At 68.1% G+C, this 14,468-nt stretch carries 12 protein-coding genes; 5 read left to right on the plus strand and 7 right to left on the minus strand.

Features of this window, described 5'->3' with window-relative positions:
• The first annotated feature begins 22 nt into the window (after positions 1–22).
• Positions 23–268, plus strand: a complete 246-nt coding sequence (locus KX816_12555) for a hypothetical protein (protein ID QXQ05110.1) — start codon at positions 23–25, stop codon at positions 266–268.
• Positions 269–287: 19 nt separating this feature from the next.
• On the opposite strand, the gene KX816_12560 is transcribed toward KX816_12555, so the two are convergent.
• Genes KX816_12560 through xseA form a run of 5 tightly spaced genes read right to left on the minus strand, consistent with a single transcriptional unit; the run spans position 288 to position 6,220 of the window.
• Entirely contained in the window at positions 288–2,285 is a 1,998-nt protein-coding gene (locus KX816_12560; protein QXQ05111.1) for a sulfotransferase, read from the minus strand.
• Positions 2,286–2,328: 43 nt separating this feature from the next.
• Positions 2,329–3,780 (minus strand): sulfotransferase, encoded by a 1,452-nt coding sequence (locus KX816_12565; protein QXQ05112.1) that lies wholly within the window; start codon positions 3,778–3,780, stop codon positions 2,329–2,331.
• Entirely contained in the window at positions 3,777–4,622 is an 846-nt protein-coding gene (locus tag KX816_12570; protein QXQ05113.1) for a M23 family metallopeptidase, read from the minus strand. The genes KX816_12565 and KX816_12570 overlap by 4 nt, the downstream gene beginning before the upstream one ends.
• A complete protein-coding gene (locus tag KX816_12575) occupies positions 4,619–4,837 on the minus strand; it encodes a DUF2093 domain-containing protein (GenBank protein QXQ05114.1) in 219 nt (72 codons plus the stop codon). Before KX816_12575 ends, KX816_12570 begins: the two co-directional genes overlap by 4 nt.
• A gap of 15 nt (positions 4,838–4,852) precedes the next feature.
• Entirely contained in the window at positions 4,853–6,220 is a 1,368-nt protein-coding gene (gene xseA, locus KX816_12580) for an exodeoxyribonuclease VII large subunit (protein ID QXQ05115.1), read from the minus strand.
• 43 nt (positions 6,221–6,263) lie between these two features.
• On the opposite strand from xseA, the gene KX816_12585 reads away from it, so the two are divergent.
• The gene (locus KX816_12585; GenBank protein ID QXQ08547.1) at positions 6,264–7,313 is read left to right on the plus strand and encodes a YegS/Rv2252/BmrU family lipid kinase; all 1,050 of its coding nucleotides are present in this window, start codon (positions 6,264–6,266) and stop codon (positions 7,311–7,313) included.
• Here the strand turns inward: KX816_12585 and KX816_12590 are convergent.
• Complete coding sequence (locus KX816_12590) at positions 7,273–8,124, minus strand: metallophosphoesterase (GenBank protein ID QXQ05116.1); 852 nt, start codon at positions 8,122–8,124, stop codon at positions 7,273–7,275. The genes KX816_12585 and KX816_12590 overlap by 41 nt on opposite strands.
• Positions 8,125–8,207: 83 nt before the next feature.
• On the opposite strand from KX816_12590, the gene purD reads away from it, so the two are divergent.
• On the plus strand, positions 8,208–9,440 hold the full coding sequence (gene purD / locus KX816_12595) for a phosphoribosylamine--glycine ligase (GenBank protein ID QXQ05117.1): 1,233 nt from the start codon (positions 8,208–8,210) through the stop codon (positions 9,438–9,440).
• On the plus strand, positions 9,440–10,513 hold the full coding sequence (locus KX816_12600) for a phosphotransferase (GenBank protein ID QXQ05118.1): 1,074 nt from the start codon (positions 9,440–9,442) through the stop codon (positions 10,511–10,513). The genes purD and KX816_12600 overlap by 1 nt, the downstream gene beginning before the upstream one ends.
• Here the strand turns inward: KX816_12600 and KX816_12605 are convergent.
• On the minus strand, positions 10,510–12,939 hold the full coding sequence (locus tag KX816_12605) for an EAL domain-containing protein (GenBank protein QXQ05119.1): 2,430 nt from the start codon (positions 12,937–12,939) through the stop codon (positions 10,510–10,512). The two genes, KX816_12600 and KX816_12605, sit on opposite strands and share 4 nt — an antisense overlap.
• A 309-nt stretch (positions 12,940–13,248) precedes the next feature.
• On the opposite strand from KX816_12605, the gene KX816_12610 reads away from it, so the two are divergent.
• Positions 13,249–14,466, plus strand: coding sequence for a right-handed parallel beta-helix repeat-containing protein (locus KX816_12610; protein QXQ05120.1), 1,218 nt, complete (start codon positions 13,249–13,251; stop codon positions 14,464–14,466).
• Positions 14,467–14,468 lie beyond the last annotated feature (2 nt).

Below are 14,468 nucleotides of genomic sequence, written 5' to 3' on the forward strand. Positions count from 1 at the left end.
TGTGTGCCAGACAGGTGGTCCTATGTTCAAGTTCTTGATTGTTACTGCGATAGCCCTTTCTGCCACCGCGCCGGCTCTGGCACGGTCACAGACCGACAGGAAGCCACAGGATCCCAACCGGATTGTTTGCCGCACGAACGAGGTGCTCGGCAGCCGGTTGCAGACCCAGAAAACCTGCATGACGGCTTCGGAGTGGGATCGGCTCGAGCACAGTCAGCGCGAGACCGTCGAGCGGGTTCAGTCGTTGCGGACGACGAACAGTCAGTGATGGCAGGCTACGGCGTCGTTCAGTCGACGTCGTACCCCATCCGCTCTATCCACGGGCGCAGTATCGGCATGACCGGTGCCATGTGCTCGCGGTAGCGTCGCCAGCGGCCCTTGGCCCGGGTGTAGATCGGCTCGGCGACCTGCGCATAGCTCGGCGAACCGATGTACCCCCGGGCCGATGCACTCGATTGGTGGGCGAGCAGCTTGTCGGTCCACTTCAGCCCGGCAAAGCTTGCCAGGCGCCGCAACTCGGTTTCGGGATCGGCGATCAGCGTTTCATAGCGAATGGTATGGACCGCTATCGGCAGGACCGTCGTGCAGCGCTCCCAAAACGCCAGCACGCGGTCGTACAGGCGGGCGGTGCCGGTGAAGCTGAAGAAGCTCGCGACCCGGCTGTCCATTTGTGCGCTGGTGATGAAGCAGCTTAGCACGACATCGCATGGGTGCCGCTCGACGAAGATGAAGCGCGCGTCGGGGAACAGGCGGTGCAGGAGCGGCGCATTGCCCAGCGCAAGCGGGTGCTTGTCGACGATCAGCCGGCTGCCGGCATCGGGGCTCAGTTTGTCGACCTCCTCGAAGTAGCGGGCGCGGAGACGTTCGATGTCAGCGGCCGACAACGAGGCGATGTGCTCGACCGGTCCCGCCAGCGCGGCGACCCTGTCGATTGCCGGCCCCTCCTCGATCACCGCCGCATCCGGGTGGCCGCTGAGCATGGTGTCGATGAGCGTCGTGCCGGAGCGCGGGAAGCCGAAGATGAACAGCGGTGCCGGTCGCCGGGATGCTGGAGCGGGCGGACCCCACGATGCGTACCATGCCGGGGACAGAATCTCGCGAATCCGGCGGAAGGTCTCGAGATAGCCGGAAGCCGCCTGCGCCGATCCGACAGCCGCCTCGGCAAGGCGGTCGTTCGCCTCCGAGAACGCGGCGAATGCAGCGTCGGTGTCGCCGAGCCGGTCCGCAAGGTCGCCGATCAGTTGGGCACGCGCCACCGCGTCGTGATCGGCGGGCGAACGACGCGCGGCGGCGAGGGCCTCGTCGAACTTCCCCTCGTTGCGCAACGCCTGCGCCCGCATCAGCGCAGTCGCTTCGGGGCTGACCCCCAAGGCCTCGGCTTCATCGAGCAGGGCCAGCAACTCGGTCGTCTGGTTCAACCGTTCGAGTACCTTGGCGAGTCCGAGCAGGGCCGGGTGCAGGTCCGGGCGCACGGCAAGCGCGGCGCGGAAGCTGATACCGGCCCGTTCGGGCGCCTTGCAGGTGAATTCAAGGTCGCCGATCTCCGCGAGAATTTCGGCGTTGCCCGGTGCCGCCGCTCGTGCTGTGGCGAGCGCGACCAAGGCTTCGTCGTCGCGGTCGAGGCCGGTCAGCCCGCGACCCAGCTCGAGTTGAGCCGCTGCGTCCTCGGGAACACGCGCAACCGCTTTGCGGGCGGCCTCGACGGCGCTGGCAAAGTCCCGGGCAGCAGCATAAGCGCGCGCCAGGTTGATCCAGTAGGCGCTGGCAGTCGGGCGCAGCGCAGTCGCCCGCTGGAGCGCCGCCGTAGCACCGGCATAATCCCCGGCCGCCAGCCGAGCGACGCCAAGGCCGTCCCAGCTTTCGAAGTCGCCGGCGTCGGCGCGGGTCAGCTGTTCGAACAGCACGCCTGCTTCCTCGGCGCGGGTTTGACGCGACAAGGCGTGCGCGCGGATCCGTTGCATCTCGCGTCCCGCTGGCGTCGCGACCGAGGCAAGCGGCGCCGCGACCTCGTCCGCTTCGACCAGCGCGCCGGACGCGAGCAGCGCCCGCGCCAGCTCGACCTTGGCACCCAGCTCGCGCGGAGCCGCCGCAACGGCACGTCGTAGATGCGGGATGCCGCGCTGGAGGTCGCCCGCCCGGCAGCAGAGCATCCCAACGAACAACGCCAACGGAGCGTCGGGCGAACCACCGGCAAGCACCGCTTCGCCAGCAGCGATCGCTCCACGAATGTCTCCCGCCTTGGCAAGCGCCAGCACAGTTCCAGCCTGGCCCTCGGACCGGGTCACCGGCGGCACCGTCGTTCGAGTTGCGCCAGCCCGACGGCGTTCATCACGACGGCGTGGCACCGATAGCGAAGTGGCGGCTGTAGTGCTGCGCGCGCCCTGAGGAACCTCGGTAGAGTGGCTGGCGGACCTGCCAATTGCTGGCGGTACGGACCACCTGCGGGGTGGCGGGACGGTCGAGCATGCCGGGCTCGGCCTCCAGTCCGCAGAATGCGACCAATGCGTCGACCGTTGCGGCCGGGTCGGCCACCAGCCGGTCGTAATCGAGCTCGAAGATGTCGCCGGGATAGGCGGCGCGCCAATGGTCCATCAATCGCTGGTGCTCGCGGTCGTAGTGGACGATGTCCTCGAGAGCCGTAGCGTAGGCAAGTTCGGGGGCGGCGTGCAGGAAATAGACCGACAGGCAATTGTCGAGCGTCGCGCGCGTCGTGTGCACGATCCGCGCGTCGGGCATCAGCGTCTTGATCAGGCCGATGTGCAGGAAATTGTCGGGGCGCTTGTCGGTCAGGACGGTACCCGCCGGATGGCGACCGCCGACCTTGGCGAGATACTCGTCGCGCAACATGGCCAACTCTTCGCCGGAAACGCTCGCCACCGATTCCGGATAGGGCACGAGATGCTCGAGGACGAGCGTCGGCAATGCCCCGAGCTCGCCGCCGGCAACGACCCTGCTGTGGCGCGCGAGGATCTGCTCGGTCAGCGTCGAGCCGGAGCGGAACATCCCGCAGATGAAGATCGGCGACTGGGCACCGGCCTCACCGACGGGCCGATCGACCTTGGCGGGAAAGACCTCGATCAGCCGGTCGACGAGCCGTGCCTGGGCCTCCCGGTCGTAGCGCAGCCCGGCATTGGCAGCGAATTCGCGACTGGCGCGGTTGGCGACCTGGTAGGCGCCAAACGCCGCGTCGTAGTCGCCGACCCGGTCGAGGGCGGCACCGAGGGCAAAGCCGAGATCGGCGCGGTCGACAAGGTTGGCATCGGGCCGCGAGAGAGCGTCGCGCAGCCGCCCCAGCAAGGCGTCATCGGAGCCTTTGATCGTGGCGAGCCCGGCCAGCCGGGCGAGCGCGAGCGGCAACTCGGGCTCGAGCGCAAGGGCATGCTCGTAGGCCTGGTGTGCCGGCTCCCGCTCGCCGTAATCCTCGTGCAGATTGCCGAGGTTGAGGAGCGCGGGGACATAATCTGGATCGATCGCCAGCGCCGCTTCGAGTTCAGCGCGTGCCGCGTCGCTACGCCCGAGATCATCGGAGAAGATCACGCCGCGCTGGAGATGTACCTCCTCCGGTCCGCTGATGCCGAGGTCGAGCGCGCGCTGATACGACGCCAACGCGGCCTCGGGCTGGCGCGCCCGGCGCTGCGAAATGGCGAGATTGAACCAGCTGTCGGGCAGGTTCGGTTCGCGCGCGAGCAGCTTTTCGTAAGCGGCTATCGTCTCGGCCACGAATCCGGCCCGGAACAGGCCGGAGGCGTTGCCGAGCAACGCCTGGACTTCAGGGGTCATGGTTTAGTGGCCTCTGGCGCGCCCGGCATCGCGCCGACGAGCAATTGGGGGTCGATCTTCACGTCGTGCCAGGTCATGCCCCAATGGAGGTGCGGCCCGGTCGAACGGCCTGTCGTGCCGATCGCGCCGATGGTCTGGCCGCGCTTGACCTGCTCGCCGATGACGACGTCGACCCGCGACAGGTGCAGGAATGCCGAGCCGAGGCCGTGGCCGTGGTCGATCATGACGAGGTTGCCCTCGAGGCTGAACAGCTGCCCGGCCTGGCGCACGATGCCGTCGGCCGGGGCGACGATCGGCGTGCCCGCGGGTGCCGCGATGTCGACGCCGTAATGCGGGCTGCTCGGCACACCGCCGAGGATACGCTGCGAGCCGTAAACGCCGCTGATCCGGCCCTGTGCGGGCCATTCGAAGGCCTGGGTCCAGCCGGTTTCGCTGGTCTCGCCGGTGCGAGCGCCGGTGATCATGGCGAGTTCGGGCGCGCGCATCGCTTCGTATTCGGGGCTGGGGCCGGTGGTGGGGCGGTGCAGGCTCGGGATCGACTCGACCTGGTAGGTGCGTTTCTCGACGTCGACGGTGCGGGTCACGGCGCGACCATCGGCGAGCGTCGCGGTCAGGATTGCCGACGCGGGGGCATCACGCCCGAAGCCGACGACGAAGCGCCCGTCACCCGCGAGGCGGACCGGCACGTCCCCCAGCCTGAGCACGGACGTTCCCGGCGGCGCGATCCCGAACAGCAGGCCGCCCTGCTCCGCATGCCCGGCCAGGCTGATTTCACCAGCCGGCACCGGCTTGGCGCAGCCGACGAGGAGCGCGAGCAGGATGCCCGCGATGGACTGCGTCAAATCCGGCCCTTTGCCCGCATCTCGCCGTAGCGCTTCACCGCGATGTCGGCCGACGCATAGGCCTCCTGCAGCTCCGACGACCAGTAGCGCAGGCTGCCCAAGGGCACCCGCTTGCCACTGACAGCGCAGGTCACGTAGTCGCCGGGCGCGAGCACGTCGAAGGATCCGGACAGATAGCGCAGTCGCGCCGGGCGGCCGCCGTTGAAGTCAAGCATGTGGGAAATCGAGCATCAGAACAACCTACCCTGCCGCGGCAGCGCCGTCGACACCGGCACTTCACCATCGGCGAATCCGAGCGACAGCACGGCCTCCGCGCGCGCCAGAGCGGCTGACGTCACCGGCTTGCCGTCGGCGGTGCGCACGAGGGCGTAACCGCGCTTCATAACCTGCATCGGCCCGAGCGAACCGAGCAGTCGCGACGCCTGCCCAAGCCGTGCGCCGGCACGGTCACGACCGTTGATGAGGACGACCAGTCGCAGCGGCGTCGCGGTGCGGGTCAACTTCTGGCGGTCGTTCGCGATCAGGCCGCGCATCGCCGGCTGCAGGCGACCGCTGATGCCGTCGTAGCGGGCGCGCCACCGGGCGGCTCCGGTGGTCAGCGAGCGGGGCAGGCGTTCGGCGAGCTCGTCGAAGCGCTGCTGGCGGAGGCCGAGCAAGGTCCGCGGGCTCGGCAGGCGGCGACCCAGGCCCTCGGTACGCTCGCGGCGCAGCTCGACACCGCGGCGGACGCAACGGTCCTGCCGAAGCGCCATCGCGCCGAGACTGGCGCGGAGGTCGGCGAGCACCGGCACGGCGCGCTCGGCGGCGGCGGTCGGGGTCGGGGCACGGTGGTCGGAGGCGAAGTCGACCAGCGTGGTATCGGTCTCGTGGCCGACCGCGGTGATGACCGGGATGCCCGACGCGGCGACGGCGCGGACGACGGCCTCCTCGTTGAAGGCGGCGAGATCCTCGATCGAGCCACCGCCGCGCGCCAGGATCAGCAGGTCGGGACGCGGAATCGGGCCGCTGCCGTCGAGGGCATTGAACCCGGCCAGCGCGGCGACGACCTGCCCGACCGCGGTATCGCCCTGCACCGCGACGGGCCAGACGATGACGCGGCGCGGGAAGCGCTCGGCGAGACGGTGCAGGATGTCGCGTATGACCGCCCCGGTCGGCGAGGTGATGACCCCGATGACCTGCGGGATGTCGGGTAGCGGGCGCTTGCGGTCGGCGTCGAACAGGCCCTCCTCGGCCAGCTTGCGCTTGCGCTCCGCCAGCTGGGCAAGCAGCGCGCCGACGCCGGCCGGTTCCATGCGCTCGATGACGATCTGGTATTTCGACCGGCCCGGGTAGGTGGTGAGCTTGCCGGTGACGATGACCTCGAGCCCGTCCTCGGGCCGGAACGGCAGCGCGCCCGCGGTGGCCTTCCACATGACGCCGTCGATGACCGCGCTATCGTCCTTGAGGCACAGGTAGACGTGGCCCGAGGCGGCGCGCTTGAAGCCGCTGATTTCGCCGCGGACCCTGACATAGCCGTACGCTGCCTCGACCGTGCGCTTGAGCGCGCCGGCGAGTTCGGAGACCGAATATTCGGGTGTGTTGATGCTGGGTGCGTTCACCGAAGCTGATTACGTCGTAGGCCGGAAAAAGGGAATGTCCGACATGAGCCCGGGCACGGTTGGACCCCGAACGACCCGGCGTTCGTACTCCTCGGTACAGTCCTCGTCGTTATCGGGTAGCCATGATCCGTCCGTCCACCGCTTGACGACCCTCGACACCGATCGCCAGGCGGAGAAGTTCGAACTCGCAGAACGCATTGCGCGGGATCGCCAGGCGACGCTGATCGTCAACACTAAGTCACGGCGCGGGCGCCGGCTCTATGCGCACGCCTGCAAACTGTTCCGGGAGGCCGGCTTCAGCCTCGACGCGACGCACGCCATACCCGACCCGGAGCAACTCGACACGACCGTGTGCGAGGTCATCGCCGGCGGGGCGACGCTGGTGGCCGTCGGCGGCGGCGACGGCACGTTGAGTTCGGTGTCGCGCCATTTCATCGGCAAGCCCGTGGTTTTCGGCGTGCTGCCGCTCGGCACGGCGAACAGCTTTGCGCGAACACTCGGCATCCCGCAGGACCTCGCGGGCGCGGTCGGCATCCTCGCCACCGGGCGGGTCGCGGACATCGACCTCGGCCGGATCAACGACCATGTCTTCACCAACGCAGCTGCGATCGGCCTGCCGGCGATGATCGGCGAGACCGTCCCGCACGGCCTGAAGGCCGTGCTCGGCCGGATCGGCTATCTCGGCTGGGCAGCGTGGAGCCTTGCCCGATTCAAACCCTTCACCTGCGATCTCATCGAGGACGGCAAGGTCCGCCGCTTCGAGGCGCTCGAGGTGCGGATTGCCAATGGCCAATATCTTGGCGGGCTCGAGGTCGCCGGCGAGGCGAGCGTCGAAAGCCACGACCTGACGATCCAGGTGGTCATCGGGCGATCGGGCTGGACGCTGGCGAAAAGCTGGTTTCGCAGCGCCATCGGGCAACGCGACAAGCGCGAGCTCGTGTCGTTCCGGACCAAGGGGCTGCGGATCGAGACTGTGCCGCCGATGCGCGTCTCGGTCGACGGCGAGGTACTGGCGACGACCCCGATCGAAGTGTCGGTCGCGCGCCAGGCGCTCAAGCTGATGGTGCCGGCGGAGCGGACCGACCTTCGCTGACGATCCACTTGCCGTCGACGCGGTCGTGGACCTCGCGCAGGACGGTCGCGAATTCGCCTTCGGTGCGGGAGCGAACCTCGATCTCGGCATGGTCGGGCGTCGCAAGGATGACGTTATAGCTGTTGGCCTCGCCGCGGACCCGGGTCGAGGTCGTGGTACCCGCCTGCACCACGAGCAGCGATCCATCGGCGTCGTGAAAGGTTGCACCCGAACCGGTGAAGCTGCGGTGGTGATGCCCGGCAAGCAGCAGGGCGACCCCGGCAGCGCGGGCGGCGTTGAGCGCCGTGACCGACCGGCCCGCAGCATCGAGCCTAGCCCCTTCCCGGCCCCACGGCAGGTCGACGAGCGGGTGGTGGGTGACGAGGACGCGCACCGCATCGGCGGAAATGCCGTCGAACGCCGACAGGATGATCGCGGCCTGCTCGAACGAGACCCGGCCATCGGCGATCGTCCACGAGCGGGCGGTGTTGATCCCAACCACCGCAAGCCCCGGCGCCTCGAAGCGGGGCAGCAGGTTGGGGGTGATGTAGCGCCGGTAGCGGCTGAGCGGTCGCAGGAAGCGCCGGACGACATTGTACAGGGGGACGTCGTGGTTCCCGGGAACGGCAAGCCAAGGCAGGCCCAGCGCCTCGATCGCGTGCAGGAAGTCCTGCGCCTGGGCGAATTCGTGCCGCTTCGCGCGCTGGGTAAAGTCCCCGCTGATGACGACGAGCGTCGGTCGCAGGGCGGCGAGATCGGCGAGGATCGCGGTGACCGCAGCAGGGTCATGGCGACCGAAATGGATGTCGGACAGATGAGCGAGTGTCGGCAAGCGTTTACCCCGGATGGCATGGTCATAGCCGTCACGAGACCGAAGGGTTCCGCCGCCGCGCTGGCGCGGCTATGCACCGGGCGATGAACATCCTCGTGATCGGCGGCGGCGGGCGCGAACATGCGCTCTGCTGGAAATTGCGCCAGTCGCCGCAGTGCGGGGCGCTGTACTGCGCGCCGGGTAACCCCGGCATCGCGCGCGAAGCCGAGTGCGTCGGGCTCGACGCGGGAGATCATGCAGCGGTCGTCGCCTTTGCCGCGGAGCACGACATCGGCTTGGTGGTCATCGGTCCCGAGCAGCCGCTGGTCGCCGGCCTTGCGGATACCCTGCGCGCCGCCGGGCGGCGGGTATTCGGGCCGAGCGCGGCAGCGGCGCGGCTCGAGGGGTCGAAGGGCTTTACCAAGGACCTTTGCGCTCAGGCCGGGATTCCGACCGCCGCCTACCGGCGCTTCGAACATGCCGCCGATGCCGTGGATTATGTCGCTGCGCATGCGTTGCCGGTGGTTCTCAAGGCTGACGGGCTCGCTGCGGGGAAAGGCGTGGTGATCGCGGCGACCCACGCCGAGGCGCGGGACGCGCTCGCCGCGATGACCGGGGCAGTGGTGATCGAGGCGTTCCTGAGCGGGCCGGAGGCGAGCCTGTTCGTGCTGTCGGACGGGATCGACGCGCTCTCGCTGGCGAGTGCGCAGGACTACAAGCGCGTCGGCGACGGCGATACCGGGCCAAACACCGGGGGCATGGGGGCCGTGTCACCGGCGCTGCACCTGACGGCCGCACTCGAGGCGCAGGCAATGCGCGAGATCATCGAGCCGACGATCCGCGCGATGGCGGCGGCGGGCACGCCGTTCCAGGGAGTGTTGTATGCGGGGCTGATGCTGACCCCGACGGGCCCGCAGTTGATCGAGTACAACGTCCGTTTCGGCGACCCGGAATGCCAGGTCCTGATGCCGAGGCTGGCGAGCGATCTCGTCGACCTGCTGGTCGCGACCTGCGACGGTACGCTGGCTGCAGCCGATACGGCGTGGCGGGACGAACCCGCCGTTACCGTGGTCATGGCGGCCGAAGGCTATCCAGGGACGCCGCGCAGCGGAACCTCGATCGGGGGCATCGACGCCGCCGAAGCCGCGAAAACGACGGTCTTCCATGCCGGCACCGCGCTGGCCGACGGAAAGCTCGTGGCGGCAGGCGGACGCGTGCTTGCGGTGACCGGCCTCGGGCGCGATGTTGGCGCGGCGCGCGCCCGCGCTTATGCTGGCGTCGACAAGATCGAATGGCCCGGCGGTTTCTGCCGGCGCGATATCGGCAGGGAGGTTTGATGGCGACACGACAGGAGCAGATGTCGGGGGCAGGCGAAGTTCGCCAGGGCCTCGGCTTCGACGAGGCGCGACTGGCAACCTGGATGGCGGCAAATGTCGCCGACTATGCCGGACCGCTGACGGTTCGCCAGTTCAATGGTGGCCAGTCGAACCCGACCTACAAGCTCGAGACGCCGCTCCAGAACTATGTCCTGCGCCGCAAGCCGCCCGGCCTGCTGATCAAGTCGGCCCACGCCGTCGACCGCGAATACAAGGTCATCACCGCGCTCCACGCCGCCGGTTTTCCGGCCCCACGGACCTTTGGGCTGTGCACCGACGACGACGTCATCGGCACCTGGTTTTACGTTATGGACTGCGTCGAGGGCCGGATCATCTGGGACAATACCTTCCCCGATGTCAGCCGCGACGACCGTCCGCGGTATTTCGATGCGATGAACGCCACCATCGCCCAGCTCCACAACCTCGATCCGGTCGCCATCGGCCTCGGTGACTTCGGTAAGCCGGGCAATTATTTCGTCCGCCAGATCGGGCGCTGGTCGAAGCAGTATCTCGAGGATGCAGATGCCGGGCGGGTCGCCTCGATGGACAAGCTTGTCGAGTGGCTGCCCGCGAACATTCCCGACGACGGCGATGAGTCGCGGGTCGTCCACGGCGACTATCGCTGCGATAACATGATCTTCCACCCGACCGAGCCGAAGGTGCTGGCGGTGCTCGACTGGGAATTGTCGACACTCGGCCACCCGCTCGCTGACTTCAGCTATCACCTGATGATGTACCGGATGCCTCCTGCAGCAACTGCCGGGCTCCTCGGCAACGACCTCGTCGCGCTCAACATTCCGAGCGAGGACGAATATGTCGAGGCCTACTGCAAGCGCACCAATCGCCCCGAGGGCATCCCGAACCTCGATTTTTACGTCGCCTACAACATGTTCCGACTGGCTGCGATTCTACACGGCATCCGTGGCCGGGTAATGCGGGGTACGGCGGCGAGCGCTCACGCGCAGAAGAGCGCCGAAGGGGTCGAGTTGCTGGCAGATTTCGCCTGGGCGCAGGCGGAGAACGCGCGGATCTAGTTGCCCGGCGTGGCTTGCAACTGCGCCAGCGTCGCCGCGGCATCGCGTGGCGCGCCGAACCAGCTGCCCTGTCCGAAGGTGCAACCGAGTTCGGAGAGAGTTCTCGCCTGGGCGGCGGTCTCGACCCCGACCGCCACGATGCGGAGGCCAAGGGTTGCGCCGAGCCCGGTGATGATGCGGACGATGGTCCGGTCGCTGCCGGGTTCGGCGACCCCGCGGACGAACTGGCGGTCGATCTTGACCGCCGCCAACGGCAGTTGCGACAGGTGCGACAGCGACGACGAGCCGGTGCCGAACTTGTCGAGTCCGACGAGCATGCCGCCGTCCCGCAGTGCCGCGAGCGTCGCGGCACTGGCGCTTCCGGCGCGGCCACAATGCAGGCCGTTCTCGACAATCTCGATGCGCAGGCTGGCGGGCGGAAAATCATGAGCCGCGAGTTTGGCAAGTAGGCGGTTGGCATAGTCGCCTTGCCGGAGCTCGGCGATCGTCACGTTCACGGCGAGAAATTTCGGCGCGAGTCCGGCGCTGCGCCAGGACCTGAAGTCGGCAAGCGCCCGGTCGAGGATGCAGGCACCGAGCCTGATGCTAAGTTCCGCGTCGCCGAAGCTGGCCTCGAACTCATGGGTGTCGACCGGCGCCTCGTCGCCGCCGGCCACGTGTGCCAGCGCCTCGTAGCCGACGAGGCGACCGTCGCTGAGCCGGACGATCGGTTCGTAAAGCGGCCTCATCGTGTCGGCATCGAGGGCGGCGCGGACGGTCGCCAGTGGAGCGGTCTCGCGGCGCATCCGCGCGCCCAGCGCCGGATCGTAGAGCGCGACGCCGCCAAAAGCGCCGGCCTTGGCGTTGTACATCGCCATGTCGGCGCTGCGCATAAGGGTGGACGGGTCGCCGCCGTGCCCCGGGGCGATGGCGACGCCGATGCTCGACCGGCAGGTGAGCGTCTCGCCCTCGTGGAGGAACGGGCTGGACAAGATGCTTCGGAGTTTCTCGAGGCGCCCGGTGAGCCGCTGCGCGCTACCGCAGTCCGGGATGATCAGCGTGAACTCGTCGCCGCCAAGGCGCGCCACCGTCTCGTCGGGGTAGGCGAAATCGGCAAGCCGCTGTGCCAGCACCTTGAGCAAGGCGTCGCCGGCAGCATGGCCGTGCACGTCATTAACACTCTTGAAGTCGTCGATATCGAGAAGAGCCAGCCCGACCCGCCGGTCGCCGCTGAGTGCCGCTTCAAGGCGCGTGTTGAAAAATGTGCGGCTGGCGAGGCCGGTGAGTGCATCATGGTCGACGGTCCAGCGCAGGCGTTCGGCCGCGCACTTGCTGTCGTCGATGTTGGTCAGCGTGCCGACCATCCGGGTCGCCCGGCCTTGCGCGTCGCGCGCCGTCGCAAGGCCGCGGTCCAGCACCCAGATCCAACCGCCGTTATTGCGTCGAAGCCGGACCTCGACGGCGAAATCCTGGCTGCGGCCTTCGACATACTCGGCCATCGCGGCCAGCAGGTGCTCGCGGTCGTCGGGGTGGATCGCTGCGCGGTAGTCGACCCGGTGATAAGACTCCCGCGCGCTGGCGATGCCCGCGAGGCCGAGCGCACTGCCGCTGACACTGACGCTGTCGGCCGCCGCATCCCATTCCCAGACCCCGACGCCTGTGCCGTCGAGCGCTCGCGACAACCGCAACTGGACGTCGGCGAGTTCGCGCTCCGCCAGCTTGCGGTCGTGGATATCGGTCAGCGACCCGGCGAAACCCACCAGCCGCCCGGCGGTGTCGAATCGCGGCCGCCCCGAACTCATGAACCAGCGGGCGGTGCCGTCGCTAGCCAGCACGCGGAAGTCGAAATCGAAGGGTTTGCCTTTCGCGACGCAGCGCGCCAGCGGCATCATCCGACCGAGGTCCTCGCGGCACACCGCTTTCATCCAGCCGCGGCCGAGCGCGCCGGCCTCGGTCTGGCCGGTGTAATCGTACCAGATTTTAGACAGATAGGTCGCTTGGGAGGCAGGATCGACGCACCAGACGATCACCGGAATGTCGTCCGCGAGTCGCCTGAAGCGCTGCTCGCTTTCGACATCGGCAGCCGAGCGCGCGGCCTCGGCAAGCCGCGACGCGGACAGGTCGACGACGAACAGGATCAGTTGAGCGCTATCTGTCGGGTCGACGCCGCGGCTGACGATGACCGGCCAGCGGCTGCCGTCCTTACGGACGAATTCATGCTCGTCGGCGGGTGCGATATCGTCCGGCGCTCCAGGCAGGAATGTCCAGGGCTCGACTGTCGTCAGCGCCGTCCAGCTCAGGCCGGCGAGATCGGAGCGCCGGTAGCCAGACATTTCGAGGAAGGCGTCGTTTGCCCACCGCGGACCACCGCCCAGGCGGCCCCGCACGACTCCGACGCCACTCGCCGCGACGACGCTCGCCATGCGCTGGAGGAGGAGGTCGGCCACCCCGTTGCCATGAAGTCCAGTGTCCGTGCCGTCACCAAACGGCGGTCGTGACCGGGGGCGCAAGCCTGCATCGGACCGTCGCTTCGTGTTCCCCGCCGCTCGCGTCGCCATCCCACCGCCCTCGCTTGTCGACACGATCGGTGACGGAGGCGGTCTGTGCGCCGTGCGACGTCTGTGCCGCCACCGAGTCAGCTGCAATGGGCGCAAATGTTTAACATTTCTTTGTGAAGACACCGCTGGACGTTGCACTATCGACCACTGCCCCTCGGGCGAGTAGGTACGAATGCTACGTAAACGGGGACACGATCGATGAATCGCCTGCTGATCGCCTTGCTGCTTGCCGGCCCGGCCACTGCCCGGACAATCGAGGTCGCACCCGGACCCGACGCGCAGGAGCGACTCCAGACCGCGCTGATCGATGCCCATCCAGGCGACATGGTAGCGCTCGGGGCCGGGCGATTCGAGCTGACCGAGGGACTGTCGCTTGACGTCGCGGGCGTGATTGTCGCCGGTGCCGGCATGGACAAGACGGTCCTCTCGTTCGACGGCCAGAAGGGTGAGGGCGAGGGGCTACTGGTGACCTCCAAGGACGTCACCGTGCGAGACTTCGCGGTCGAGAACGCCCGCGGCAACGGGATCAAGGCAAAGGCCGCGGACGGCATCAGCTTCGTCCGCCTGCGCGTGGTCTGGACCCACGGCCCCAAGGAAACCAACGGTGCCTACGGCGTCTATCCGGTCAGCTCCGCCAACGTCCTGATCGACGGCGTCACCGTCAGCGGCGCGTCGGATGCGGGGATCTATGTCGGCCAGTCGCGCAACATCGTCGTCAAGAACAGCCGCGCCGAATTCAACGTCGCCGGCATCGAGATCGAGAACAGCTATAACGCCGACGTCTTCGACAACGTCGCGACCAAGAACGCCGGCGGCATCCTGGTTTTCGACCTGCCCGGGCTACCCCAGATGGGCGGCCACAGCGTCCGCCTGTTCCGCAACAAGGTCGTCGACAACGACACGCCGAATTTCGCCGCCAAGGGCAACATCGTCGCCGGGGTGCCGACCGGGACTGGCGTGATGGTCATGGCCAACCGCGACGTCCACGTCTTCGACAACGACATCAGCGGCAACGGCGGCAATGCGGTGATGGTCGTATCGTACCGACAGGCGTTCACCGACAAGAGCTACAACCCCCTGCCCCGCGCCGTCGTCATCGGTGCCAACAAATTCGGCCGCAACGGCTTCGCCCCCGCCTTCGAGGGCGGCAAGGGTCTCGCCGCAGCGGTCGGCGGCACGCTGCCGAACGTGATGTGGGACGGCGTCACCGACTATGTCGTTCCCGGAGGTGCGACCATCAGCGACGCCGACAATCTCAAGATCAACGGTAATGTCCTGAATTTGCAGCTCAAGACGCAAGGAACGCCAGTGGCCAAGGCTCAGCCACGAATCGACACGATGACCTATACCGAGGGCTCGCAACTCGCGGCCATCGTGCTGCCGGCGGCCCAGACGGCGCGCGCCTCGGCACGGTGACG

It is taken from the genome of Sphingosinicellaceae bacterium (assembly GCA_019285715.1).
Lineage (GTDB): Bacteria > Pseudomonadota > Alphaproteobacteria > Sphingomonadales > Sphingomonadaceae > Glacieibacterium.

Excerpts from the sequence above, each read along its gene's own strand:
- KX816_12555 (QXQ05110.1), top strand. The coding sequence starts at position 23 with ATGTTCAAGTTCTTGATTGTTACTGCGATAGCCCTTTCTGCCACCGCG.
- KX816_12565 (QXQ05112.1), bottom strand. The coding sequence starts at position 3,780 with ATGACCCCTGAAGTCCAGGCGTTGCTCGGCAACGCCTCCGGCCTGTTC.
- KX816_12575 (QXQ05114.1), bottom strand. The coding sequence starts at position 4,837 with ATGCTTGACTTCAACGGCGGCCGCCCGGCGCGACTGCGCTATCTGTCC.
- KX816_12585 (QXQ08547.1), top strand. The coding sequence starts at position 6,264 with ATGAGCCCGGGCACGGTTGGACCCCGAACGACCCGGCGTTCGTACTCC.
- purD (QXQ05117.1), top strand. The coding sequence starts at position 8,208 with ATGAACATCCTCGTGATCGGCGGCGGCGGGCGCGAACATGCGCTCTGC.
- KX816_12600 (QXQ05118.1), top strand. The coding sequence starts at position 9,440 with ATGGCGACACGACAGGAGCAGATGTCGGGGGCAGGCGAAGTTCGCCAG.
- KX816_12610 (QXQ05120.1), top strand. The coding sequence starts at position 13,249 with ATGAATCGCCTGCTGATCGCCTTGCTGCTTGCCGGCCCGGCCACTGCC.